Annotated in this window: 20 protein-coding genes; 4 read left to right on the forward strand and 16 right to left on the reverse strand. The window is 66.5% G+C overall.

What is annotated here, in order from left to right:
- Window positions 1-131: 131 nt before the first annotated feature.
- The 3 genes from pobA (at window position 132) to ACFW0H_RS04615 (ending at window position 2,880) form a co-directional block, all read left to right on the forward strand.
- Complete coding sequence (gene pobA / locus ACFW0H_RS04605) at window positions 132-1,319, forward strand: 4-hydroxybenzoate 3-monooxygenase (RefSeq protein ID WP_422912720.1); 1,188 nt, start codon at window positions 132-134, stop codon at window positions 1,317-1,319.
- A gap of 56 nt (window positions 1,320-1,375) precedes the next feature.
- Window positions 1,376-1,594 carry a twin-arginine translocase TatA/TatE family subunit gene (gene tatA, locus ACFW0H_RS04610; protein ID WP_422912721.1) on the forward strand — a complete coding sequence of 73 codons (219 nt, stop codon included), beginning with the start codon at window positions 1,376-1,378 and terminating at the stop codon, window positions 1,592-1,594.
- Window positions 1,595-1,950: 356 nt separating this feature from the next.
- Window positions 1,951-2,880, forward strand: a complete 930-nt coding sequence (locus tag ACFW0H_RS04615; RefSeq protein ID WP_422912722.1) for a malate dehydrogenase — start codon at window positions 1,951-1,953, stop codon at window positions 2,878-2,880.
- A gap of 98 nt (window positions 2,881-2,978) precedes the next feature.
- Here ACFW0H_RS04615 and ACFW0H_RS04620 read toward each other — a convergent pair whose 3' ends face one another.
- From ACFW0H_RS04620 to ACFW0H_RS04680, 13 genes are all read right to left on the reverse strand, one after another.
- A complete protein-coding gene (locus ACFW0H_RS04620) occupies window positions 2,979-3,230 on the reverse strand; it encodes a hypothetical protein (protein ID WP_422912723.1) in 252 nt (83 codons plus the stop codon).
- Window positions 3,231-3,600: 370 nt separating this feature from the next.
- Window positions 3,601-4,002 carry an ExbD/TolR family protein gene (locus ACFW0H_RS04625; protein WP_422912724.1) on the reverse strand — a complete coding sequence of 134 codons (402 nt, stop codon included), beginning with the start codon at window positions 4,000-4,002 and terminating at the stop codon, window positions 3,601-3,603.
- Window position 4,003: 1 nt separating this feature from the next.
- A complete protein-coding gene (locus ACFW0H_RS04630) occupies window positions 4,004-4,711 on the reverse strand; it encodes a MotA/TolQ/ExbB proton channel family protein (protein WP_422912725.1) in 708 nt (235 codons plus the stop codon).
- A 15-nt stretch (window positions 4,712-4,726) separates the two neighbouring features.
- The gene (locus ACFW0H_RS04635) at window positions 4,727-5,542 is read right to left on the reverse strand and encodes an energy transducer TonB (protein WP_422912726.1); all 816 of its coding nucleotides are present in this window, start codon (window positions 5,540-5,542) and stop codon (window positions 4,727-4,729) included.
- Between the two features lie 30 nt (window positions 5,543-5,572).
- Window positions 5,573-6,136 (reverse strand): FMN reductase, encoded by a 564-nt coding sequence (gene msuE, locus ACFW0H_RS04640; protein ID WP_422912727.1) that lies wholly within the window; start codon window positions 6,134-6,136, stop codon window positions 5,573-5,575.
- Between the two features lie 194 nt (window positions 6,137-6,330).
- Window positions 6,331-7,125, reverse strand: coding sequence for an ABC transporter ATP-binding protein (locus ACFW0H_RS04645; protein ID WP_422912728.1), 795 nt, complete (start codon window positions 7,123-7,125; stop codon window positions 6,331-6,333).
- A gap of 9 nt (window positions 7,126-7,134) precedes the next feature.
- Entirely contained in the window at window positions 7,135-7,905 is a 771-nt protein-coding gene (locus ACFW0H_RS04650) for an ABC transporter permease (protein WP_422912729.1), read from the reverse strand.
- On the reverse strand, window positions 7,902-8,675 hold the full coding sequence (locus ACFW0H_RS04655; protein WP_422912730.1) for an ABC transporter permease: 774 nt from the start codon (window positions 8,673-8,675) through the stop codon (window positions 7,902-7,904). The genes ACFW0H_RS04650 and ACFW0H_RS04655 overlap by 4 nt, the downstream gene beginning before the upstream one ends.
- 178 nt (window positions 8,676-8,853) lie before the next feature.
- Window positions 8,854-9,909: an ABC transporter substrate-binding protein gene (locus tag ACFW0H_RS04660; protein WP_422912731.1), complete on the reverse strand. Its 1,056-nt coding sequence runs from the start codon at window positions 9,907-9,909 to the stop codon at window positions 8,854-8,856.
- Between the two features lie 66 nt (window positions 9,910-9,975).
- Complete coding sequence (locus ACFW0H_RS04665) at window positions 9,976-11,028, reverse strand: ABC transporter substrate-binding protein (RefSeq protein WP_422912732.1); 1,053 nt, start codon at window positions 11,026-11,028, stop codon at window positions 9,976-9,978.
- Window positions 11,029-11,274: 246 nt separating this feature from the next.
- Complete coding sequence (locus ACFW0H_RS04670) at window positions 11,275-13,140, reverse strand: ABC transporter ATP-binding protein (protein WP_422912733.1); 1,866 nt, start codon at window positions 13,138-13,140, stop codon at window positions 11,275-11,277.
- Window positions 13,133-14,914: an ABC transporter ATP-binding protein gene (locus ACFW0H_RS04675; RefSeq protein ID WP_422912734.1), complete on the reverse strand. Its 1,782-nt coding sequence runs from the start codon at window positions 14,912-14,914 to the stop codon at window positions 13,133-13,135. The genes ACFW0H_RS04670 and ACFW0H_RS04675 overlap by 8 nt, the downstream gene beginning before the upstream one ends.
- A gap of 80 nt (window positions 14,915-14,994) precedes the next feature.
- The gene (locus ACFW0H_RS04680) at window positions 14,995-16,155 is read right to left on the reverse strand and encodes an LLM class flavin-dependent oxidoreductase (protein ID WP_422912735.1); all 1,161 of its coding nucleotides are present in this window, start codon (window positions 16,153-16,155) and stop codon (window positions 14,995-14,997) included.
- Between the two features lie 319 nt (window positions 16,156-16,474).
- Here ACFW0H_RS04680 and ACFW0H_RS04685 point away from each other — a divergent pair, with 319 nt between their 5' ends.
- Window positions 16,475-17,212, forward strand: a complete 738-nt coding sequence (locus tag ACFW0H_RS04685; protein ID WP_422912736.1) for a class II aldolase/adducin family protein — start codon at window positions 16,475-16,477, stop codon at window positions 17,210-17,212.
- A 79-nt stretch (window positions 17,213-17,291) separates the two neighbouring features.
- On the opposite strand, the gene ACFW0H_RS04690 is transcribed toward ACFW0H_RS04685, so the two are convergent.
- The 3 genes from ACFW0H_RS04690 to ACFW0H_RS04700 form a co-directional block, all read right to left on the reverse strand.
- A complete protein-coding gene (locus tag ACFW0H_RS04690) occupies window positions 17,292-17,888 on the reverse strand; it encodes a nitroreductase family protein (protein WP_422912737.1) in 597 nt (198 codons plus the stop codon).
- A gap of 280 nt (window positions 17,889-18,168) precedes the next feature.
- Entirely contained in the window at window positions 18,169-19,302 is a 1,134-nt protein-coding gene (locus ACFW0H_RS04695; RefSeq protein WP_422912738.1) for an LLM class flavin-dependent oxidoreductase, read from the reverse strand.
- Between the two features lie 30 nt (window positions 19,303-19,332).
- On the reverse strand, window positions 19,333-20,391 hold the full coding sequence (locus tag ACFW0H_RS04700) for an LLM class flavin-dependent oxidoreductase (RefSeq protein WP_422912739.1): 1,059 nt from the start codon (window positions 20,389-20,391) through the stop codon (window positions 19,333-19,335).
- Window positions 20,392-20,396: the final 5 nt, after the last annotated feature.

The raw sequence follows: 20,396 nt of genomic DNA on the forward strand, positions 1-20,396 counted from the left end.
GTGCAATTTCTAGAAGGATTCTGACCTTCTTTTTCGATTTCTGTCAGCAAAAATGCAGGGGAACCTAAACCCATGTGCTTCGGGCCCATGCCTGCGCCCTTGGCCTGAAGCCCTTTTGCGAGACAACAACAATGAAAACTCAGGTTGCCATCATCGGTGCTGGCCCCTCCGGATTGCTGCTCGGCCAACTGCTGCACAAGGCCGGTATCGACAACATCATCGTCGAGCGCCAGACCCCTGATTACGTGCTCGGCCGCATCCGCGCCGGGGTGCTGGAGCAGGGCACCGTCGACATGCTCCGCGAGGCTGGCGTCAGCGAGCGCATGGACGCCGAGGGCCTGGTGCACGAGGGCGTCGAGCTGGTGTTCGATGGCAAGCGCGTACCCATCCACCTGACCGAACTCACCGGTGGCAAGAGCGTGATGGTCTACGGCCAGACCGAGGTCACCCGCGACCTGATGGACGCCCGCGCCGCCAGCGGTGCACCGATCATCTACTCGGCCAGCAATGTCGAGCTGCACGAGCTCAAGGGCGAGCGCCCCTATGTCACCTTCGAGAAGGATGGCCGGCTGCAGCGCATCGACTGCGACTACATCGCCGGTTGCGACGGCTTCCACGGCGTGTCGCGCAAGAGCATTCCGGCCGGTGTGCTGACCGAGTACGAGCGGGTCTATCCGTTCGGCTGGCTGGGATTGTTGTCCGATACCCCGCCGGTCAACGAGGAACTCATCTACGCCCACCACGAGCGCGGCTTCGTGCTGTGCAGCCAGCGCTCCCTGACCCGCAGCCGCTACTACCTGCAGGTGCCGCTGACCGACAAGGTGGAGGACTGGTCCGATGAGCGCTTCTGGAACGAGCTGAAGGCGCGTCTGCCCGGGGAAGTGGCCGAGCGCCTGGTGACCGGTCCGTCCCTGGAGAAGAGCATCGCGCCGCTGCGCAGCTTCGTGGTGGAGCCGATGCAGTACGGCAAGCTGTTCCTGGTGGGCGACGCCGCCCACATCGTGCCGCCCACCGGCGCCAAGGGCCTGAACCTGGCCGCCTCGGATGTGTGCTACCTGTACCGCATTCTGGTGAAGGTATACCGCGAGGGCCGTACCGACCTGTTGGAGAAGTATTCCGAGCTGGCTCTGCGCCGAGTGTGGAAGGGCGAGCGTTTCAGCTGGTTCATGACCAACCTGCTGCACGACTTCGAAGGCAACAAGGACGCCTGGGACCAGAAGATGCAGGAGGCCGATCGCGAGTACTTCCTCAACTCCCACGCCGGCTTGGTGAACATCGCCGAGAACTACGTCGGCCTGCCTTACGAAGAGGTCCTCTAGTGCGACCCGCCCCGCCGCCCGCCGGCGGGGCCGAACCCAACCTGGAGCATTAGTTCATGGGCATCTTCGATTGGAAGCACTGGCTGGTGCTGTTGCTGGTGGTGCTGGTGTTGTTCGGCGGCAAACGGCTGAAGAACCTGGGGGCCGACCTGGGCGAGTCGATCCGCGGCTTTCGCCGCTCCTTGGCGGCAGAGGACAAGGGCGAGCCTGACTCCGCCGAGGTTGATAGCGCCGCACACATCGCGGAACAGAATCCGTCCCAGCCCCGGCCCTGAGACCACGTCCCTGAGTACCCGCGCCGCGATTGCCGGCGGTCCTGGGCGTCCTTCTCGCCAGCTGCCGTCTCGCTCTTGGACGGCGGCACCCCGCAGTGTGACCCCTTGTCCAGGGTGGTCTGTTCCGGCGTCTGCTTTCGTTACCGCCCTTGCTCACGGAGCCACCGGCTTTGCGCGAGGCCAGTTTTGAACGCTGACTTGCCTGGCAAACGTCGGCAGGGGAGATGTCCTGGCGCCAGGGCTGCCCATTAGCGACGGCTTCGGCCACCTTCGGGTGGTCTTTTTGCATTGGCGGGTAATACTTCTCTGCAAAGGTGGGCGTGTTGCTGGTGGCGCGCGCCGCGGGGAGGTGTGAGGTGAAAAAGCTATCAATTGTGGGTGCCGGTATGGTGGGTGAGGCAGCGGCTCAGATCATCGCCCGGGAAGAGTTCTGTCGTGAGTTGGCGTTGATTGATGTGCAGGGTGAGTTGGCAAAAGGCAAGGCGCTGGACGTCTGGCAGGCGGCAGTTGAGTCAGGTTCCGATACCCGGGTTTACGGCGGGTCCAATGCCGAATTGCTGCAGGATTCTGACCTGGTGGTGATTACCGCGGGTGTGCCCCGCAAGCCTGGCCAGTCGCGCCAGGATGTATTGAGTATCAATCTGCCAATTCTCGATAGCATCATGCTGGATATTAATCGTCATGCTCCGGCGGCGACGGTGTTGGTGGTGTCGAACCCGGTCGACGTGCTGACCTATCGGGCTTGGTCTCTCAGTGGGCTGGGACGCGACAGGGTGTTCGGGCAGGCGGGGGTGCTGGATACAGCGCGCATGAAGTGTTTCATTGCCGAAGAGACAGGGTTTTCTGCTCGGGATATCACGGCGCTGGTGCTGGGAGGGCATGGCGATAGCATGGTGCCGCTGATGCGCTACTGTGCGGTCGGTTCGGTGCCGCTGTCTCACTTCCTGTCCAGTCAGCAGATAGAGCGGATTGTGGAGCGCACACGTCAGGGTGGCGGCGAGATTCTGGGTTTGAAGAAGCTGGGGAGCGCCTGCGATGCGCCGGGCGTGGCAATTGCACAGATGGTGGATGCTATCGCCAATGGGCGAAACCGCATTTTGCCGACGGTCGCGATTCTCGAGGGCGAGTACGGGCGAACAGGTATTGCCATGGGTGTCCCCTGTGTGCTGGCAGCGGAGGGGGTTGTGCGGGTGATCGAGTTGCCTCTGGATGCGCAGGAGCAGGCGATGTTCGACCACTCTGCAGATCAGGTGGTGCGTGATATTGCTGAAATGAAAGCTTTGTGAGCGGGGTATATGAGGGGGCGCAAGGGGGATCGTGTCCCGGGAAGTGGTTGACTGAAAGCTCAGCCTAGCGAGTTCACCGGGGACCTGTTCGCGCCGGTTCAGTCTGTGCGTGCGAGTGCGGCCATGGCCGTGATGGATGCCATACCTGGACGATAAATGAGCTCCGGCGCAATCGAGTAGCCATGAGGCCTGTCGCTTTCTCCAACTTCGCAGACAATCATTGCGACAAGATCAGTGAGCAGAGCGCGGGACTCTATTATTTTGTCGAATAGCTTTTCGTTCTGACGCAAATACTCCAGAAGTGCATCCTCTGGAAAGTCATCTGCAGCCTTGTTGGCTGTGCGCCACATCCATCGGCTTTCGCCCGGTATTGATAGTGGTCGAACAGTTTAATTGGGCCAGCCAATTTTTTCGGAAAACGAATGAATATTTTCTTTGGTGCTGGAAGCGTAAATATGGAATCTTTTATTCATTGGGAATACTTCATTCTCGGGCATCAGTTCATCTCGCACAGATGAAATTCCGTCCGTGGTCTACGTATGGCCGGTCGGATGTACTTGCTGGTTCTGGATACGAGGCGGTTATCGGACGCGGGCTCATCCTTGAGGATGAGCCCGAAATTGAAGAACGGCCCGAAGAACGGAACGTGCTCCATGCAACCTGCAAGAAGTTTCTCCTGCCATGGCCGATCAATCAGGCAGGTTGCTTTCTTTCCATACCCTAGCGCGCGGTGATCACCGCGAGCTTGGTGATTCCCGCCCGCTCGATGGAGGCCATGGCGCGGGCGACGGCGCCGTAGTCCACCTGGTCGTCGGCCTGCAGCTGCACGCGCAGTTCCGGGTCCTTGGCCTTGGCGGCCTCCAGGTTGGCCTGCAGCAGGTCGGGCTGGATCTCGTCCTTGTTGATGAACAACTTGCCGGCGCCATCGATGCTCACCACCAACGGGTCCTTCTGCTCAGGCGGGGCCACGGCCTCGGTCTTCGGCAGGTTGATCGGGATGGCGTTGGTCAGCAGCGGCGCGGTGACGATGAACACCACCAGCAGCACCAGCATCACGTCCACCAGCGGGGTAACGTTGATCTCGGCAAGGACTTCGTCGTTGTCCTGGGTGGAGAAGGCCATGTCAGGACGCCTCCTTCACAGAGCCCGCGGCGCGCGCCGGGGCGGAATTGACGATCAGCTTGAAGGCGCTCTTCTGCGCCAGCAGGTAGAAGTCGTGGGCGAAGTCGTCGAGGTCGGCGGCGGTGAGCTTCAGGCTGCGCAGGAAGTAGTTGTAAACCAGCACCGCCGGCACCGCGACGGCGATGCCCACGCCGGTGGCGATCAGCGCCGCGCCGATGGGGCCGGCGACGGTTTCCAGGCTGGCCGAGCCGGCCGCGCTGATGCCTTTGAGGGCTTCCATGATGCCCCAGACGGTGCCGAACAGGCCGATGAAGGGCGAGGTGGAGCCGATCGAGGCGAGCACCGCCAGACCCGATTCGAGGGAACGCCGCTCACGCTGGATCTGCTGGCGCAGGGCGCGTTCCAGGCGGTCCTGGTGGTTGATCGCCTGGCTCAGGTCGCCGGGCTGGCCGCCCTGCACCTGAATCGCGGCGAAGCCGGCTTGGGCCACGTGGGCGGCGGCGCCGGAATGCTGCTGCAGCTGCTCGGCGGCGCTGTCCAGGCTGGTGGCGCTCCAGAAGCGCTTCTGGAACTGGCGGTCGCGATGTTTCAGGCGGGCGAACTGGATGCCTTTGACCAGGGCCAGGCCCCAGGTGACGACGGAGAAGCCGATGAGCAGCCAGATCACCAGGTGCTCGATGGAGGCGAAGGGGTTGGTTAACAGGTCCATGGAGAAATCCTCTGATCAGTTCAATTTGAAATCGATGGGCACGCTGACCCAGCCGTCGCGGGCGACCTCGCCCTGCTTGGCCGGCACGAAGGTCCAGCGCTTGACCGCGCGTACCGCAGCCTCGTCGAGCAACTCGCGGCCGCTGCTCTTTTGCACCTGCACCTCGCTGGGCAGGCCGCTGGCCAGCACATGCACCCGCAGCAGCACGGTGCCTTCCCAGCCACGCCGTTGGGCGAGGGCGGGATACTCGGGCGCCGGGTTCTTCAGGTAGCCGGCGTTGGCCGAGGGCGGTGTCACCGGAGCCGGTGCCGGGGGTGTCGACGGCGCAGGCGGCGCCTCGGCCTTAGCCGGTGCCGGGGGGGCTTCCACCGGCTTGGGGGCCGGTTTCGGCGCGGCCTTGGGCGGCTGCGGCTTGGGCTTGGGTTTGGCGACCGGCTTGGGCGGCGGCGGCTTCACCGCCAGCTCTTCCACCACTGGCGGTGGCGGCTCGACCACGGGCTGCGGCGGCTCCGGCGGTGGCGGTTCCACTACCGGCGGGGCCGGGGCGGTGAACTCGATGGTCATGGGCGGAATCTGCGGCGGCACTTCCGGTAGCGGCGGCGTGGGCTTCTGGCCCAGCCAGTGCAGCACGGCGCCGTGCAGGACCAGGGCGAAGGCGCCCAGCAACCAGGCTTCGCGGCGGCTGAGCACGCGGCTGTTGGCGGGGCTGCGGAAGACCGTGCGGTCCAGCGCCTGGCGTACCGGGACGCCGAGGTCACGGACATCGGCCGGCCGATGCCCTTTCGACCAAGGGGATTCCGCAAGGGGAGAGGCTTGAATAGCGTTGCTCATCGCCTGACAACTCCTGTCGACGGCAAGGGATCAGGCAATCTTCCGGACTGGCGCCGGGGTGGCTCCGAAGATCGGTGCGGCGCGTTCGGCGGCCAGGGCGATGCGGGCCCGCAACGCCTCGCTGGCGATCTGGTAATTGTCGAAATCGGCCTCGGAGGCGTAGACGCCGATGGGCAGGGTCAGGGCCTGGAAGAAGCTGAACAGCGGACGCAGCTGATGGTCGAGGACCAGGGCGTGACGATCGCTGCCACCGGTGGCGGCCAGCAACACCGGAGTATCGATCAGCGCGCCCTGGTCGATCAGGTCGAACAGGTGCTTGAACTGGCCCGGGTAAGAGCCGCGATAGACCGGCGTGGCGACCACCAGCAGGTCAGCGTTTTCGATGGCACGCAGTTCGTGCTCGATGGTCTCCGGCAGCTCCTTGCGCGACAGCGCGCCGCCCACGGAGCGGACGATGTCGCCCAGTTCGATGAAGCGTGCCTCGATGGGCAGCAGGCGTTTCAGCTCGGCCACGATGGCCTCGGTCAGCGCCAGGGTTCGGGAGGGACGGAAGGTGCTGCCGGTGACGACGACCAGGTTGATGGGGTTGCTCATGATGGGGTCCTGAGTTTGCTACGCAAGGTCCCTCAGGCTTGAGCAAGACCCGTACCAATGCCCAGGGCCCAGTAAATACGCGATGTCCAGCGGGGCACTGCAGTATTTCCAGCAGTGGCTGCTGGAATACTGCTGGATAGGCAGCAGGCCGGTGCCGATCGTCCTGCGTGTGGTGCACCGCTGGCGGGACGGGCTCAGTGCCCGACCAGTTCTTCAAGAAGCTCTTCTTTCAAATGCTGCAGGAGTGGCGAATTGCGCTCGCGCGGATGCGGCAGGTCGACCCGTACCTCGTGGCGAATCCGCCCCGGACGGGGATCCATGACGATGACCCGATCACTGAGGAAGAGTGCTTCCTCGACGTCATGCGTGACCATGATCATGGTGCTGCGCTGCTGCACCCAGATGCGCTGAAGCTCGCGCTGCAGATGCAGGCGGGTCAGTGCATCCAGGGCACCGAAGGGCTCGTCGAGCAGCAGCACCTTGGGCCGGGTGATCAGCGCCCGGGCAATCGCGGCACGCTGGGCCATACCGCCGGAAAGCTGGTGTGGGTAAGCCTGTTCAAAACCGGTCAGGCCCACCAGCGCCAGATGGTCGGCCACCAGCTCCACCTTTTCCCGCTTGTTCAAGTGCTGGTTCTTGAGGGCCAGGGCGACGTTCTGTTCGACGGTCTTCCAGGGAAAGAGGCGGTGGTCCTGGAACACGATGCCGCGTTCCAGGCTGGTGCCGATGATCTGCTCGCCGTCGAGCAGGATCTGCCCGTCGTATTCGCTTTCCAGACCAACGATCAGGCGCAGCAGCGAGGATTTGCCGCAGCCGCTGGCACCGACGATGCTGACGAACTCGCCGGGCAGCACGCCGAGGTTGATCCGCTCCAGCACCGGCAGCTCCTTGCCGTCGATCCGGTAGGCCTTGCTCAGGCCTCGGATTTCCAAGGTGCCGCGCTGGGTCAGGTCGGTGTCGAGCAGTCGGGGGGAGAGTATGGCAGTCATCGGGTTCACCTATCGGAGATTGCGCCAGCGCAGCAGGTGCCGGCTCGCGCGGGAAAACAGCTGGTTCATGGCATAGCCGAGCAGACCGATAGTCAGCACGCCGATCACCACGACCTCCATGCGTGCGCCGGTCTCGGCGTTCATCATCAGGTTGCCCAGGCCTGCGCCGGTGGAGAGGAACAGCTCGCAGCCGATCGAGCTGACCCAGGCGAATGCCAGGGCGTGCAGCACGCCGTTGGCGATGCTCGGCAAGGCTGAGGGCAGCAGCACGTGGATGAACCGTTGGGTGCGACCGAGGCCGAGTACCAGGCCGGCCTCGTGGAGGCGCTTGTCCACGTGGCTGAAGCCCTCGAACGTGTTGAGCACCATGGGGTAGAAGGCGGCCAGGGAAACAATCAGCACCTTGGAAAACTCGCCGCTGCCGAACCACAAGGCAATCAACGGGATCAGGCCGAGGATCGGTACCTGGCGCAGGGTGTGGTAGAGCGGTGCGAGCACGCGCTCGACGATGGGCGAGAGGGCCATCAACGCGCCGACGACGAAGCCGCCGAGCACCCCGTAGAGGAGTCCCGCACAGGTGCGCTGCAGGCTGGCGAGCACGCTCAGCCAGAGTTCTCCGCTGTTCAGCAGTTCGACCAGGCCGCTGCCGATCCTGCTCAACGGTACGAAGGCGTAGGCATGGCTGGCGCTCTGCCGCGAGGCGAACTCCCAGGCGCCGATCAGCAGCAGCGGCAGTACCAGGCCGCGCAGTGGGCGAAAGAAGCGGACGAAGTCAGTCATGTGCGGGGTTTCCAACGGAACAGGCGTTTTTCCAGGAGGCGCAGGCCGTGGTCCAGGGTGAAGCCGATCAGGCCGGTGACCACCACGCCAACCATCACGATGTCGATGCGCAGCATCTGCCGACTCATCTCGATCATCTGACCGAGGCCGCTGTCGGCGGCCAGCAGCTCGGCAGCCACCAGCACCATCCACGAGCGGCTGAGGCTGATGCGCAGGCCCGTGAGGATCGGTGGCGCGGCGGCGGGGAAGGCAACGTCCCGGAACAGGCTGGGTAGCGGCAGGCGATAGACGTCGGCCACCTCGAAATAGCTGCGCGGAATGCCCTTGACCCCCTCGCAGGCGGCCAGCGCCACCGGGAAGAAGGCGGCCTTGGTGACGATCAGTACCTTGAAGGTCTCCTCGACGCCAAAAAACAGGATGAACATCGGGATCAGGGCGATCGACGGGATTTGCCTCAAGGTATGAAACAGCGGCGCGCAGTACGCCTCGACCGACTTCGACAGGGCCATCACGGTGCCGAACGCCAGGCCGCCGGTGGCGCCGAGGACGAAGCCGATGGCCAGGCGTGACAGGCTGCTGCGCAGGTGCTCATGGAGTTCGCCGCTGCCGAGCAGTTCGACGAAGGCCTGGTAGACGTGCTGTGGCGGGACCAGCAACTGGGTCGGGAACCAGCCGGCGTTGGCCACCAGCACCCAGGCTGCGAACAGGGCCAGCGGCGAGGCGAACCAGCTCAGGCGATTGAGGGACGGCAGGAGAAAGGAAAGCGACATATTCGACCTTCGACGGGATGACGATAGCCCGGCCGCGGGGCCCGGGACATGGCTGAAGCAGCAAGCATGCCAGCCCCTTGGCGGCCCGGCGGCGGGCAGTTGGCGAGGCGCTGGCGGGGCGATTGCTGATTGCCGGCCAGCGTTTGCTGATGGACTGCTGCTGGCGCAGCAGTCCGCGTCAGATCGCCAGTTTCACTTTGTCCAGCACGGACTCCAGCGGACGGGGGTCGATCCAGTCGTGGACGTCGAATGTCTGCGCAATGAAGCCGTGGCGTTCGAGGAAGTCGGTGATGTCCTGCAATGCGGTCAGGGATCGCTCCTCGAGCTTGGTGAACAGCCTCTGGTGGGCATCCTCACCGTAGGCTGCCGCCACCCAGTACTCGCTGGTGTTCAGCTCGCGGGCGAGGAAGCGCCGGGTTTCCTCGGGGTGGGTCCAGGCCCACTGCTCGGCGCGCAACACGGTGTCGATGATCAGCACGGCGGCATCGAAGTGTGTGTCCAGGAGGTGTTGGTCGACCGTCAGCGTGCGCGGGGTGCCGATGTTGCTGCGAATCAGCGGGTCTGGGTGCGAGCCGGTGTCGACCACCACGTGCAGGCCGAACTCGTCGGCGAGCTGGATACCGTGCGCGCCCTTGAGGAAGATCGCGTCGATATCGCCGCGCAGCAGGCCGATCAGTTCGTTGTTGCGCCGGCGCACCCGGTTGCCCTTGAGCGCCACCTGGGCGCCGAACACATGGCGCACCGGCTCGTCGCTGTAGGTGCCGCCGTAGGGGTAGTCCACCAGCTCGACGTCGGGGATGGCCAGGCCCTCCAGCTTGAGGGCGTTCTCCAGCCCGCGCAGGGCCTGGGCGCGGCTGAAATCGATCTGCACGTTAGCCCATTTCGGCACGCCGAAGCGGCGGTTGCGCAGGTCGCGGATGGTCTTCACCCCGCTTTCCGGCGAGCTGACGATCAGCTGCACTTCGTCGCTCCAGGACAGGCCGAGGGCGCGGGTGGTCTGGCCGCTGGCCCGGGCCCAGAGGGCCGGGATGTTGCCGCCGTGGCGCACCGAGTTGCGCAGGTGATGATCGAAGTGGGCCTCGCGGATCTCGCGGTCGGAAGACTCGCGCAGAGCCTGGATGTTGGTGCCGTAGGGGCGGAAGGCCTCGGCCAGGCGGCCGGATTCGACGGCGATGCCGAGTCCGGTGGGGACGGGGCTGTGGGTGTACCAGAGGGTATCGAGGCGGGCGCTCATAGAAACTCGTGAACCTGTGAAAGACTGGAACCCCTCCCGCCTGGACAGGCGGGAGGGGGGACAAACTCAACCCGCCAGCGCCGTGCGGCTGCGCAGGGCCTCCAGCGGGCGCGGGTCGATCCACTCGCGTACGGAGAAGGTCTGCGGGATGAAGTTCCAACGCTGCAGGAAGTCGGTGAAGTCCTGCAGGGCGACGATGGAGCGCTCTTCCAGCTCGGTGCGCAGGCGCTGGTGGGCGTCCTCGCCGTAGGCCTGGGTGACCCAGTATTCGCTGCTGTTGGTCTCGCGGGCCAGATAGCGGCGGGTGTCGTCGGGGTGCGTCCAGGCCCATTGCTCGGCGCGGACCACCGACTCGAGGATGCCCACGGCGGCGTCAAAGTGCTGGTCGAGCAGGTTGAGGTCGACGCTCAGGGTGCGTGGCGTGCCGTTGTTGGCCCGCACCAGCGGTTCCGGGTGCGAGCCGGTGTCGATCACCGTGTGCAGGCCGAACTGCTGGGCCAACTGGGCGGCACTGGCGCCCTTGAGGAATATTGCGTCCACCTCGCCGCGCAGCAGGCCGACCAACTCGGCGTTCTGCCCGCCACTACGGCGACCGCCGAAGGTGGTGATGCCGTTGACCTGCTGCGCCGGTTCGTCGCTGAAGGTGCCGCCGCGCAGGTAGTCGACCAGCTCCACGTCCTTGACCTCCAGGCCTTCGAGTCGCAACGCGTTCTCCAGGCCGCGGATGGCCTGAGCACGGGTGAAGTCGATTTGCGCATTGGCCCAGTTCGGCAGGCCGAAGCGGCGACCCTCGAGGTCCTTGACGGTCTTGATGCCGCTGTCCGGGGTAGTGAGGATCAACTGCACCTCGTCAGCCCAGGACAGGCCGATGACCCGTGTCTCGCGGCCGCTGGCGCGAGCCCAGATGGCCGGAATGTTGCCGCCGTGGCGTACCGAGTTCTGCAGGGTGTGGTCGAAGTGCGATTCGCGCACCGCCTGGTTGTCGGATTCGCGCAGCGACTTGATGCGCGTGCCCTGGCCAGCCAGGGTTTCCTCCAGCCAGCCTTTCTGCACGGCAATGCCGAGCCCGGTCGGGACGGGACAGCGGGTATACCAAAGCGTATCGAGTGGTTGACTCATGAAGCTCGTCTCCAGGTTGAGCGACGGCCACGTTGGCCGGGTGAGTGATGAGGGTGGCGCGGACTCGTCGGGTCGTTCCTGACCCGCAGACCGCTGCCAGGGTGAATTGCAACCCCTGTGCCATACCCCTGCTGGTGCGCGCGAAGCCCCGTCCTCCGGGGCTTGCGGACGTTCCTGGGCGTCTCGCGGCGGTGCTGCTTGCTGCCCTGGCAGCAGCCGATAAGCACTCCTGCCGCGATTGCCTGATCAGGCCGGGACATCGGCATCGGCCCCCACGTGCTGCTCGCCGCCGGCGCTCTGCCGGTAGGCCCGGTAGAGGGCGGCATAGGTGCCCTGGCGCTCCAGCAGGCCGGCGTGGTCGCCGTGCTCCACCAGCCGGCCGTCGAGAATCACGGCGATACGGTCGGCGTCGCGGATGGTGGCGAGACGGTGGGCGATGATGATCGCCGTGCGTCCCTCGCAGAGCCGCCGCAGGGCACGCTGGATACGTCGTTCGGTTTGGATGTCGACGGCCGAGGTGGCCTCGTCCAGGACCAGCACCGCCGGGTCGGCGAGATAGGCGCGGACCAGGCAGACCAATTGGCGCTGGCCGTGGCTGAGGTGGGCGCCGAGGGGACCGACCTCGGTGCGATAGCCATGCGGCAGACGCTCCAGCACCTCGTCGGCGCCCAGCTCGCGGGCGGCGTCGATCAGCTGTGCATCGTCGGCCTGGGGCGCAGCCAGGCGCAGGTTGTCGAGGATGCTGCCGGAGAACAGCACGTTGTCCTGCAGCACGACGCCGACGCTACGGCGCAGTTCGTGCTGGGCCAGTTCGCGGACATCGATGTCGTCGATCAGCACCGCTCCCCGCTGCGCTTCGTAGAAGCGCGTCAGCAACTGCACCAGGGTGCTTTTGCCGTGCCCGGACGGGCCGACGATGGCCAGCACCTGGCCGGCGGGGATGTGCAGGTCCAGATCATTGATCACCGGGCGTGCCGCGTCCGGATCGTAGGCGAAACGCACCTTGTGGAATCGCACGTCGCCGCGGGCGCGGGGCAGGGCGCGCGGCTGCGCGGCGTCGACGATCTCCGGGCGGGTGTCGAGCAGCAGGAAGATTCGCTGCGCCGAAGCCGAGCCGGTGGCGTAGCGCTCCAGCAGGTCGACCAGCTCCTGCAGCGGGCCAAGGAACAGCATGACGTAGAACAGGCTTTCAGCCACCTGGCCGACGCTTACGCTGCCGTCGGCCATGCCGCGCGCACCGACCAGCAATAGCAGCGCAATGCTCAGTGCGGAGAGCACGCCCGTGAAGGGAGCGAACCAGCCGGAGCGCAGGTTGCCGTTGATCAAGGCCCGATTGAAGTCGTCCAGCAGGCGCCGGTAGCGTGCGCGGTTGGGGACTTCCTGCACGCACTGCTGGATCATCCGTGCGCCGGCCACGGTTTCCACCAGGTGCGCGGTAAAGCGGCTACGGTTCTCCGCGACCCTGGCCCAGTTTCGCTGGGAGATGCGTTTGAAGCTCCAGGTGGCGAGGAACAACAGCGGCACGGTGGCGGCGAGGCTGAAGAAGAACAGCGGCGAGATCAGCCAGAGCATCACCGAGGCGCCCAGGCAGCGCAGCAGGGCGCCGAGGAGTTCCGGTGGCCCCTGGATCAGCAACGACTCCAGACTGTCCACATCGCGGTCGGCCCGGGAAATGATGCGCCCGGCCTTGGTCCGGTCGAAATAGCCGATGCTCAGTGCCTGCACGTGGGTGAAGACGCGGATGCGCAACTGGTTGAGCACGCGGATCGCGGCGCTGCCGGCGATGTACTGGGATATCCCGGCCAGTACGAAGCGCGCCGCCCAGGTGGCGGCCAGGCCGAGTGCCAGCCAGGCCAGCAGGGTCTGGTCCAGGGTCCAGGCATCGCCCTGTTCGACCAGCCCATTGTCGAGCAGCTCGCGGACGAACCAGGGGCGCAGGAACACCGCAAACACCAACACCAGTTCGAGGGCGATCACCGCGAGAATGTGCCGGCGCACCGGGCCGAGCAGCGGCAGCAGGCGCCTGAACATGCTGCGGTCGAGAGCCTTCCTGGCGAGCATTTCCTCGATCTCGATGTCACTGAGCGCCTTGCCGGGTAATGGATTAGCCATGGTCGACTCCCAGCAGGTCGCGGTAGATGGCGTTGCGCCCGACCAGTTGCGCATGGCTGCCGGTATCGGCGATGCGGCCGTTCTGCAGTAGCAGCACGCGGTCGGCGAGCAGGATGGTTGAGAGCTTGCTGGAGATCACCAGCAGCGTCGTGGCGCGTCCATGGGCGTGGCGCAGGGCGCGGATGTTGGCCAGAACGCGCTGCTCGCTGAGCGCATCCAGCGCGCTGGTGGCGTCGTCCAGGCAGAGGATGTCGGGGCGGGCAAGCAGTGCCCGGGCCAGGTTGATGCGCTGGCGCTGGCCGCCGGACAGGGTCACGCCGCGATCGCCGAGGGCCGTATCCAGGCCGCGCGGCAGACGTTCCAGAACGTCCTCGGCGGCGGCCATTCGCAGCGCCCAGTGCAGGTCCTCGTCGCTGGCGTCAGGGGCGGCAAGGCGCAGGTTGGCGGCCAGGGTGTCGGAGAACAGGAAGCTTTCCTGTGGCACCACCTGCACGCGGCGGCGCAGGGTGTCGAGCTGGAGTTCGCGCACGTCGTGCCAGCCGTCCTCGTCCGAACCGACCTCCACCCGTCCTTCCTGGGCGTCGGCCAGGCGTGGCAGCAGGCTGGCCAACAGGCTCTTGCCGGCACCGGTGCCGCCGACCAGCGCCACCACCTCGCCGGGCTCGATGCGCAGCGAGCAGTGTTCGAGGATGCTGCGACCGCCACCGGGGGCGTTGACCCCGACCTCGCGCAGGCGCAGGCCGAGCGGCCCTGTGGGCAGTGGCGCCGCGCCGCCGACGATTGCCGGGCGAGCGTCCAGCAACTGCCAGATACGCTCGGCCGAGGAGCGTGCGTCGGCGAAGACTTGCATGACTCGGCCGACGCCCTCGATGCGAAATACCAGGGTGGTGGCGATCAGCAGTGAGCTCACCAGTTCACCCACGCCGAGATGACCGTCGCGTACCAGCAGGGCGCCATAGCTGAGAATCCACACGTGCCCCAGCGCGACCACCACCTGCGGCACGGGAATCCGCGTGCTGGCGAAGGCCAGGGCCAGGCGCGCCTGTTCGGCGAAGAAGCCGACCTGCCAGGCGAAGCGCTCGATGCGGCTGGCCTCCAGGGCGAACGACTTGATCACCCGCACGCCGCCAATGCCTTCGCTGAGGTCCTGGTTGACCCGGTCATAGGCGGCGCCGACCTCGCGGTCGAGCACCACCAGGCGACCGGTCTGGCGGACGAAGATCCACAGGCCGATGCCGGTGAGCAGCAGCGGTACCAGGCCCAGCAGCGGGTGGTACCAGGTCAGCAGGCCAACGGCGGCCAGCACCACCAGAGGCGTCTCCACCACCTGCCGCCAGAAGCTGATCAGCGCATCGCGCAGCTTGTCGGCGTCGCGGGTGGTGCGGGTGATCATCTCGCCCATGCCGTGCTGCCAGTGATACCCCAGGTGCAGCTCCTGGACTTGCTGGAGGATTCGTTCGCGCAGGCGGGTCAGCAGTTCCTGGCTGAGCACCAGTGCCAGTGCGGCGGCTGCGTACTGCAGCACCCCGCGCGCCAGGGCGACGGCCAGCAGCAGCCACAGCCAGTGCCAGGCCACGCTGGCATCCAGGCCGCCGTCTGCCTGGCGGACCACGGCGAGGCCGGCGTTGACATCGTTGACGGCGTGGCCGACCAGCCACTGCTGGAGCGCCAGGCCGGCGTTGCCGGCAATGAACAGCAGTGCGGTGAGCAGGAAGCGCCAGGGCATCTCGCGGTAGATCGCCAGGCTGCGCAACAGGGGGTAGTGCTTGATCATCGGGAGCTCGCGACAAGGAAAGCGAAAAAAGCCCCGCCGTGCCGAGGCATGGGCGGGGCCGTGTGGAGGCGTAGCAGGGGTCAGCCGACCGCCTTGAGACCTTCACGGACGCTGGCGGGCTGGCTGGCATGCACCAGGGGCAGCACTTCCTGGCCGATGCGCAGGGCCTCTTCCAGGTGCGGGTTGCCCGCCAGGATGAAGGTGGAGAAGCCGGCGTCGCGGTATTCGGCCAGGCGTTCGGCGACGTTCTCGTGGCTGCCCACCAGGCCGATGGTCGGGCCCGGCTTGGCCTTGCCGAAGCCGGCCCAGAGGTTGGGGCCGATGATCAGGTCCTCGAAGCGCTCGGAGTTCTGGTGGTAGGCGGTCTGCCGGGCCGCACCCACCGAGTCGGAACCGCTGGCGAAGTGTTTGATGAACTCGCTGGTGCGTGCGTCGATGCGCTCGTACTGGCGGCGCAGCTCGCTCCACGCGGCCTCTTCGGTCTCGCGGGCGAACAGGTCGATACGAATGCCGAAGCGCACCTCGCGGCCCCGCTTGGCAGCCAGCTCGCGGACGCGCTCGATGTGAGGCTTGAGCTTGTCCACCGGTTCGGCCCAGTTCAGGTAAACGTCGGCATGCCTGGCGGCGACGTCCAGGGCGGCGTCGGAGAAGCCGGAGAAATACACGCCGGGCTTGCGTTCCTGGCTCAGGCCGCGCGGCAACGACCCATTCTCCAGGCGATAGATGTCGCCCTCGTAGGAGAACTGCTCGTTTTCCCAGAGGCCCTGGATGATGTCGAGGAACTCGCCGGTGCGCTGATAGCGCTTGTCATGTTCGAGAAAGTCGCCGTTGGCGCGCTGGGCGGCCGGGTTGCCGCCGGTGATGATGTTCCATTCCAGGCGTCCGCGGCTGAGGTTCTGCAGGATCGCCGCCTGTTGCGCGGCATAGGCCGGCAGTGTCCAGGTGGCCTGGAAGGCGACCAGAAACTTGATCCGCCGCGTCTCGCGGGCCAGCGCCGCGGCGGCGATCCACGGCTCCGGTCCGGTCGGCAGCAGGGCGCCTTCGAAGCCGGCGAGCTCGGCGGCCTTGGCCACCTGGGCAACGTAGTCGATGTAGGTGAAGCCGTCCGGCTCTCCGTTGGGGAGCCGGCCCGGGGCGATGTTGCCGGGGCGGTGGTAGGCGGCGCCACGGTTGTTCTTGTCTGCGGCCAGCTGTGGGCCGTCGCTGCCGAGGGGCAGGCGCCAGAAGAATTCGGTACTCATGGATCAACTCCGGATACGGTGGTGGTCCGCGCGAGGTCGCGGGCCTTGCGCTGGGCTGGGTGCAACCCCTGTGCCAGGCGCCGGAACGGCGTGCGGCGGCGTATCGGGCGTCTCCTGTGGCCGTCGGTGCTGGTGGCGCAGCAGCCCGGCAGCACCGGTTGCTGGCCGGGCAGCAGGAATGCCGCGGTTGGTGCGCGGTGTCCGCCCGGCAAGCCCGCGCTGGATCGGGGGCTCGTGGCGGTGGCACAGGAACTGCTGGGGAAGCCGCAGCGCCAGGGACGCCCCTGGTTCCGCTTATTGCCCAACGAGGATTCCCGTCATGACCAGCAGCACCCTCTCCGCCCAGCAGGCCGCCTTCGTCGAGCAGGCCCGGCAGGATTTCGCCAAGGCCTACCGCGTGCTCAAGGACAGCCGCACGTTGACCGCCACCAATACCTACCAGGCCTACCTGCGCGTGCCCGACAGCGAGCTGGTGGTCGCTCTGCACGCACCCGGCCCCTGGGCGGACGACGAACAGATCCGCGCGGTGGTCGCCAGCTACGATGGCGTGGTGGCGCTCGATGAAACCACCGAAGGCAGTTCGCCGCTCAGCGGCAGCAAGGCTGGCGGTAATGGCCGGCGCTACGCCGCGGTGTTCCGGCAGCGCCCCGAAGTCAACGTGGTGATCCATGTGCACACCCCGTATCTGGGCGGCTGGGCCAGTGCGCACCGGGTGCTGCCGATCCGCTACGCCGCCTCGCAGCGGGTGACTCTGGCCCGCGAGTTGCCGATCTACATCGACCGTCGCCAGCAGGAGGCCGACTTCATTGTCGAGAAGATCGAAGAGAACCCGCACACTCCGGCGATCCTCGAAGCCAATGGCGGCGCGACCTTCTGGGGGGCGGGGATCATCCAGGCGTCCAGGCTGATCCTGTTGATCGAGGAAGGCGCTCACTTCCAGGGGCTGGCCGAACTCTTCGGCGGATCGCAGGAATTCGGCCCGGGCGTGTTGGAGCAGCAGTGGAAGATGACCGGCCTCTGGCCGCAAGGCCAGAAGCTGCTGGAGGAGGTCGCCTGAGTCGAAGCCGATCCGGGTTGCCTCCAGGTAACCCGGAACTGCGCCCTGTTCGCGCGGCCGTCCTGCCCTTCGCGGGCCTTCAGAGGATGTCGGGGCTGAAGCGGCCCGCTGCGGCCAGGCGCTGCAGCGGTACCCGCGGGCTCGGTTGCTCGCGCGCCTGCAGGTCGTCTGGCAGGGTTTCCCGGGCGGCCTGGTGACCGATGGCCACCACGGCCTGAAGCTCATAGTCATCCGGTATTTCCAGCAGGGCTTGGCTGCGTTGGCGGTCGAAGCCACCCATGGCATGCGCCGCCAGGCCATCGTGGGCGGCCTGCAGGGCCAGGCTGGCCCATGCGGCGCCGGCGTCGAAGGCATGGCTGGCGAGTGGGGCGGGGTTGTCTTTGCCCGGTGCGGTGTAGCTGCGCTTGGAGAGCACGAACACCAGTGCCGAGGCGTTGGCCGCCCAGCGCTGGTTGAAGGGGAGCAACAGATCGAGGAAATCCGCCCAGCCGGCATCGTTCCTGAGTGCGTAGAGGAAGCGCCAGGGCTGCGCGTTGTAGGCCGATGGCGCCCAGCGGGCAGCTTCGAATAGCGCGTTGAGCTGGTCCGGCCTGATCGGCGCGCCGGTGAAGGCGCGTGGCGACCAGCGATTGACGAACAGCGGGTGGATGGTGTGGTCGGGCTGGCGATGGCTCATGGGGCGGTTCTCCTCCAGGGGATGTGAAAAGGCCCGCCCCGCAGGAGCGCGCGAGGCGGGCTGAAAGCATGGCGGCCGGTGACGTGCGCCGAGGCATGGCGCGACTTTTGTGGCGGCCTGGGACAGGAGCACGAACCGTTCCAGCTTTGCCTTTTCAGGCTTTTCCTTATGAATCAATCGGTTGGTGTGGCGGCAGTGACGCCGCGGGCAAGGTTGCTGCCAGGGCAGCAACCTTGGCGCACCGCGCTGCTGGGTCTCCAGCAGTCGCCTGCCTGCGCCCTCAGCGAGGGCCGCGGACCAGCGGCAGGACTTCCTCACCGACCCGGTAGGCTTCCTCCAGGTGCGGCGTGCTGGCGAGGATGAAGGCGTCCGCGCCGAGCCCGACCAGTTCGTCCAGGCGCTCGGCGACCTGTTCGTAGCTGCCGACGATGCCGTTGGTCTGGCCGCCGCGCAGCAGGTTGAAGCCCGACCAGACGTTGGGCTCGATGATCAGGTCGCGGTAGCCGTTGATGGTCTGCGGGCGGTTCGCGCCCTGGCGGCTGGCGCCGACCGAGTCACCCACGCCGCGCCGTTCGCCGAAGCGGGCGATGGCGGCTGGCGCAAGGCGTTCGAAGCCCTTGCGCACTTCGGCCCAGGCCTCTTCCTCGGTGGCGCGGGCGATCACGTCCACGCGAACCGCACACTTGACCTTGCGGCCCAGCCGCTCAGTGCGTTCCTTGACCCGAGCGAACTTCTCGCGCAGCTGGTCGAAGGGCTCCAGCCACGACAGGTAGTAATCGGCGTGCCTGGACGCCGAGGCCAGCGCCGCGTCGGAGGAGCCGGAGAAGTAGATCTCGGGAAAGTCCTCGTGGGAAAGCGGCTCGGCCAGACCGGCGTCGGCGACCTGGTAGAACTTGCCGTCGTAGCTGAACGGGCCGCCCCGCCAGACGCCGCGCAGCACGTCGAGGAACTCGCTGGTACGGGTATAGCGGTCGTCATGCGGCACCGAGTCGCCCCACCAGAGCTGCGCCGGGCCGCCACCGCCGGTGATCACGTTGAACAGCGCCCGCCCGCCGGTGGCGCGCTGCAGGGTGGCGGCCATGCGCGCGGCCGTCAGCGGGTCGAGGAAGCCCGGCTGGAAGGCGATCATGAAGCGGAACGTACGGGTCTGCCGGGCCAGGAACGAGGAGACCGTCCAGGGCTCGTCGGTGGAGGGAAAGGACGGGATCAAGCCGCCCTGGAAACCCGAGATCTCCGCCGCGCGGGCGATTTCGCCAAGGTAGTCGATGTAGTTGAAACCGTCGGCGCCGCTGCTGAGGCCCGGGCCGCCAGGTTGGCCGTCGCCGAAGTACCAGTCGCCACGGTACGGTTCGCGATTGCGGTGGGTGCTGGGTTCTCCGTGGGTGGGCAGGCGCCAGTGGAAGTCGATTGCCATGCTTTGGGTACTCGTTGCAATGGGGTGGGCTCAGGCGACCTGGGTGTCGCGCGGGGTATGGGTTCGCAGTTTCGGCAGCAGGTTCTCGCCGACCCTGTAGGCTTCTTCGAGATGTGGCGCGCCGCCGAGCAGGAAGCTGTGGATGCCGGCCTCGGCATAGGCCGACAGGCGCTCGGCGATCTGTTCGTAGCTGCCCACCAGGGTGGCCCTGGCATCGGTATGGGGCGCGTTCAGGCCGAGCCACAGTCCGCCCTTGTCGAAGCCACCCTGCCAGTGGGTCTGTTCGGCCAGGCGCCGGGCGTCGAACTCGGCTTCTTCCTGGCTTTCGCGGGCCAGCAAGTCGACGCGCAGGCCGAACTTCAACTCCCGCTTGCGGCTGCGGGCGATGCCGGCCAGTTCCTCGATCCGTTGCGCCAGGCGGTCGAGGGGCTGGATGTCGAACAGGTGTACATCGGCCTGGGCGGCGGATAGCTGCAGGGCTTGCGCGCTGTCGCCGGACAGGTAGACCTGCGGGGCGGGGTGCCCGCCCAGCGGACCGCTGAAGCCGCCGTCCTGTACCTCGAAGAAGCGCCCCTTGAAGTTGAAGCCGGTCTGGCCGATCACCCCTCTGGCCACGCTCAGGAACTCATCGATGCGCGGTAGCAGGTCGGCGTCCTGCGCGCGGTCGCCCAGGCGGCGACGCAGTTGCGGGTCCGCCACGCTGCCGATCTGCCAGGCGAAGCGATTGCCGGAAAAACGCTGGAAGCTGATGGCGTTCTTCGCGGCGTAGACCGCCGAGCCACGCGCGGCGTCGAACTCCGCGATCAGCTTCAGGCGGCGCGTGGCGGCGGCCAGGTAGCCGGCCAGTATCCAGGGTTCGTCGCCTTCAGGGGTGTTGCGGATGCGGATGCCGTCGAATCCGGTGAGCTCGGCCGCGCGGGCGACCTGATGGAGGTAGTCGATGTAATTGAAGCGGTTGCCGCGTGGGTCGCTGACCCCCTCGGCGAAGGGCGCGCGCTCGCGTTGCAGGCGCTCGCCCCGTTTGCGCGGCGTGGCATCGGCATAGCGCGCGTCGCGGTCGTTGGGCAGTTGCCAGATGAATTCGCTCATGTGAA

The sequence above is a fragment of the Metapseudomonas cellulosilytica genome (genome assembly GCF_049334135.1).
In the GTDB taxonomy this organism is placed as follows: domain Bacteria; phylum Pseudomonadota; class Gammaproteobacteria; order Pseudomonadales; family Pseudomonadaceae; genus Metapseudomonas.

Bases quoted from the DNA above. Each gene is read 5' to 3' on its own strand.
- ACFW0H_RS04680 (WP_422912735.1), bottom strand. From the start codon at position 16,155: ATGAGTACCGAATTCTTCTGGCGCCTGCCCCTCGGCAGCGACGGCCCA.
- tatA (WP_422912721.1), top strand. From the start codon at position 1,376: ATGGGCATCTTCGATTGGAAGCACTGGCTGGTGCTGTTGCTGGTGGTG.
- ACFW0H_RS04700 (WP_422912739.1), bottom strand. From the start codon at position 20,391: ATGAGCGAATTCATCTGGCAACTGCCCAACGACCGCGACGCGCGCTAT.
- ACFW0H_RS04660 (WP_422912731.1), bottom strand. From the start codon at position 9,909: ATGAGCGCCCGCCTCGATACCCTCTGGTACACCCACAGCCCCGTCCCC.
- ACFW0H_RS04625 (WP_422912724.1), bottom strand. From the start codon at position 4,002: ATGGCCTTCTCCACCCAGGACAACGACGAAGTCCTTGCCGAGATCAAC.
- ACFW0H_RS04620 (WP_422912723.1), bottom strand. From the start codon at position 3,230: ATGTGGCGCACAGCCAACAAGGCTGCAGATGACTTTCCAGAGGATGCA.
- ACFW0H_RS04635 (WP_422912726.1), bottom strand. From the start codon at position 5,542: ATGAGCAACGCTATTCAAGCCTCTCCCCTTGCGGAATCCCCTTGGTCG.
- pobA (WP_422912720.1), top strand. From the start codon at position 132: ATGAAAACTCAGGTTGCCATCATCGGTGCTGGCCCCTCCGGATTGCTG.
- ACFW0H_RS04650 (WP_422912729.1), bottom strand. From the start codon at position 7,905: ATGACTGACTTCGTCCGCTTCTTTCGCCCACTGCGCGGCCTGGTACTG.
- ACFW0H_RS04695 (WP_422912738.1), bottom strand. From the start codon at position 19,302: ATGGCAATCGACTTCCACTGGCGCCTGCCCACCCACGGAGAACCCAGC.
- ACFW0H_RS04685 (WP_422912736.1), top strand. From the start codon at position 16,475: ATGACCAGCAGCACCCTCTCCGCCCAGCAGGCCGCCTTCGTCGAGCAG.
- ACFW0H_RS04675 (WP_422912734.1), bottom strand. From the start codon at position 14,914: ATGATCAAGCACTACCCCCTGTTGCGCAGCCTGGCGATCTACCGCGAG.
- msuE (WP_422912727.1), bottom strand. From the start codon at position 6,136: ATGAGCAACCCCATCAACCTGGTCGTCGTCACCGGCAGCACCTTCCGT.
- ACFW0H_RS04665 (WP_422912732.1), bottom strand. From the start codon at position 11,028: ATGAGTCAACCACTCGATACGCTTTGGTATACCCGCTGTCCCGTCCCG.
- ACFW0H_RS04690 (WP_422912737.1), bottom strand. From the start codon at position 17,888: ATGAGCCATCGCCAGCCCGACCACACCATCCACCCGCTGTTCGTCAAT.
- ACFW0H_RS04670 (WP_422912733.1), bottom strand. From the start codon at position 13,140: ATGGCTAATCCATTACCCGGCAAGGCGCTCAGTGACATCGAGATCGAG.
- ACFW0H_RS04655 (WP_422912730.1), bottom strand. From the start codon at position 8,675: ATGTCGCTTTCCTTTCTCCTGCCGTCCCTCAATCGCCTGAGCTGGTTC.
- ACFW0H_RS04630 (WP_422912725.1), bottom strand. From the start codon at position 4,711: ATGGACCTGTTAACCAACCCCTTCGCCTCCATCGAGCACCTGGTGATC.
- ACFW0H_RS04645 (WP_422912728.1), bottom strand. From the start codon at position 7,125: ATGACTGCCATACTCTCCCCCCGACTGCTCGACACCGACCTGACCCAG.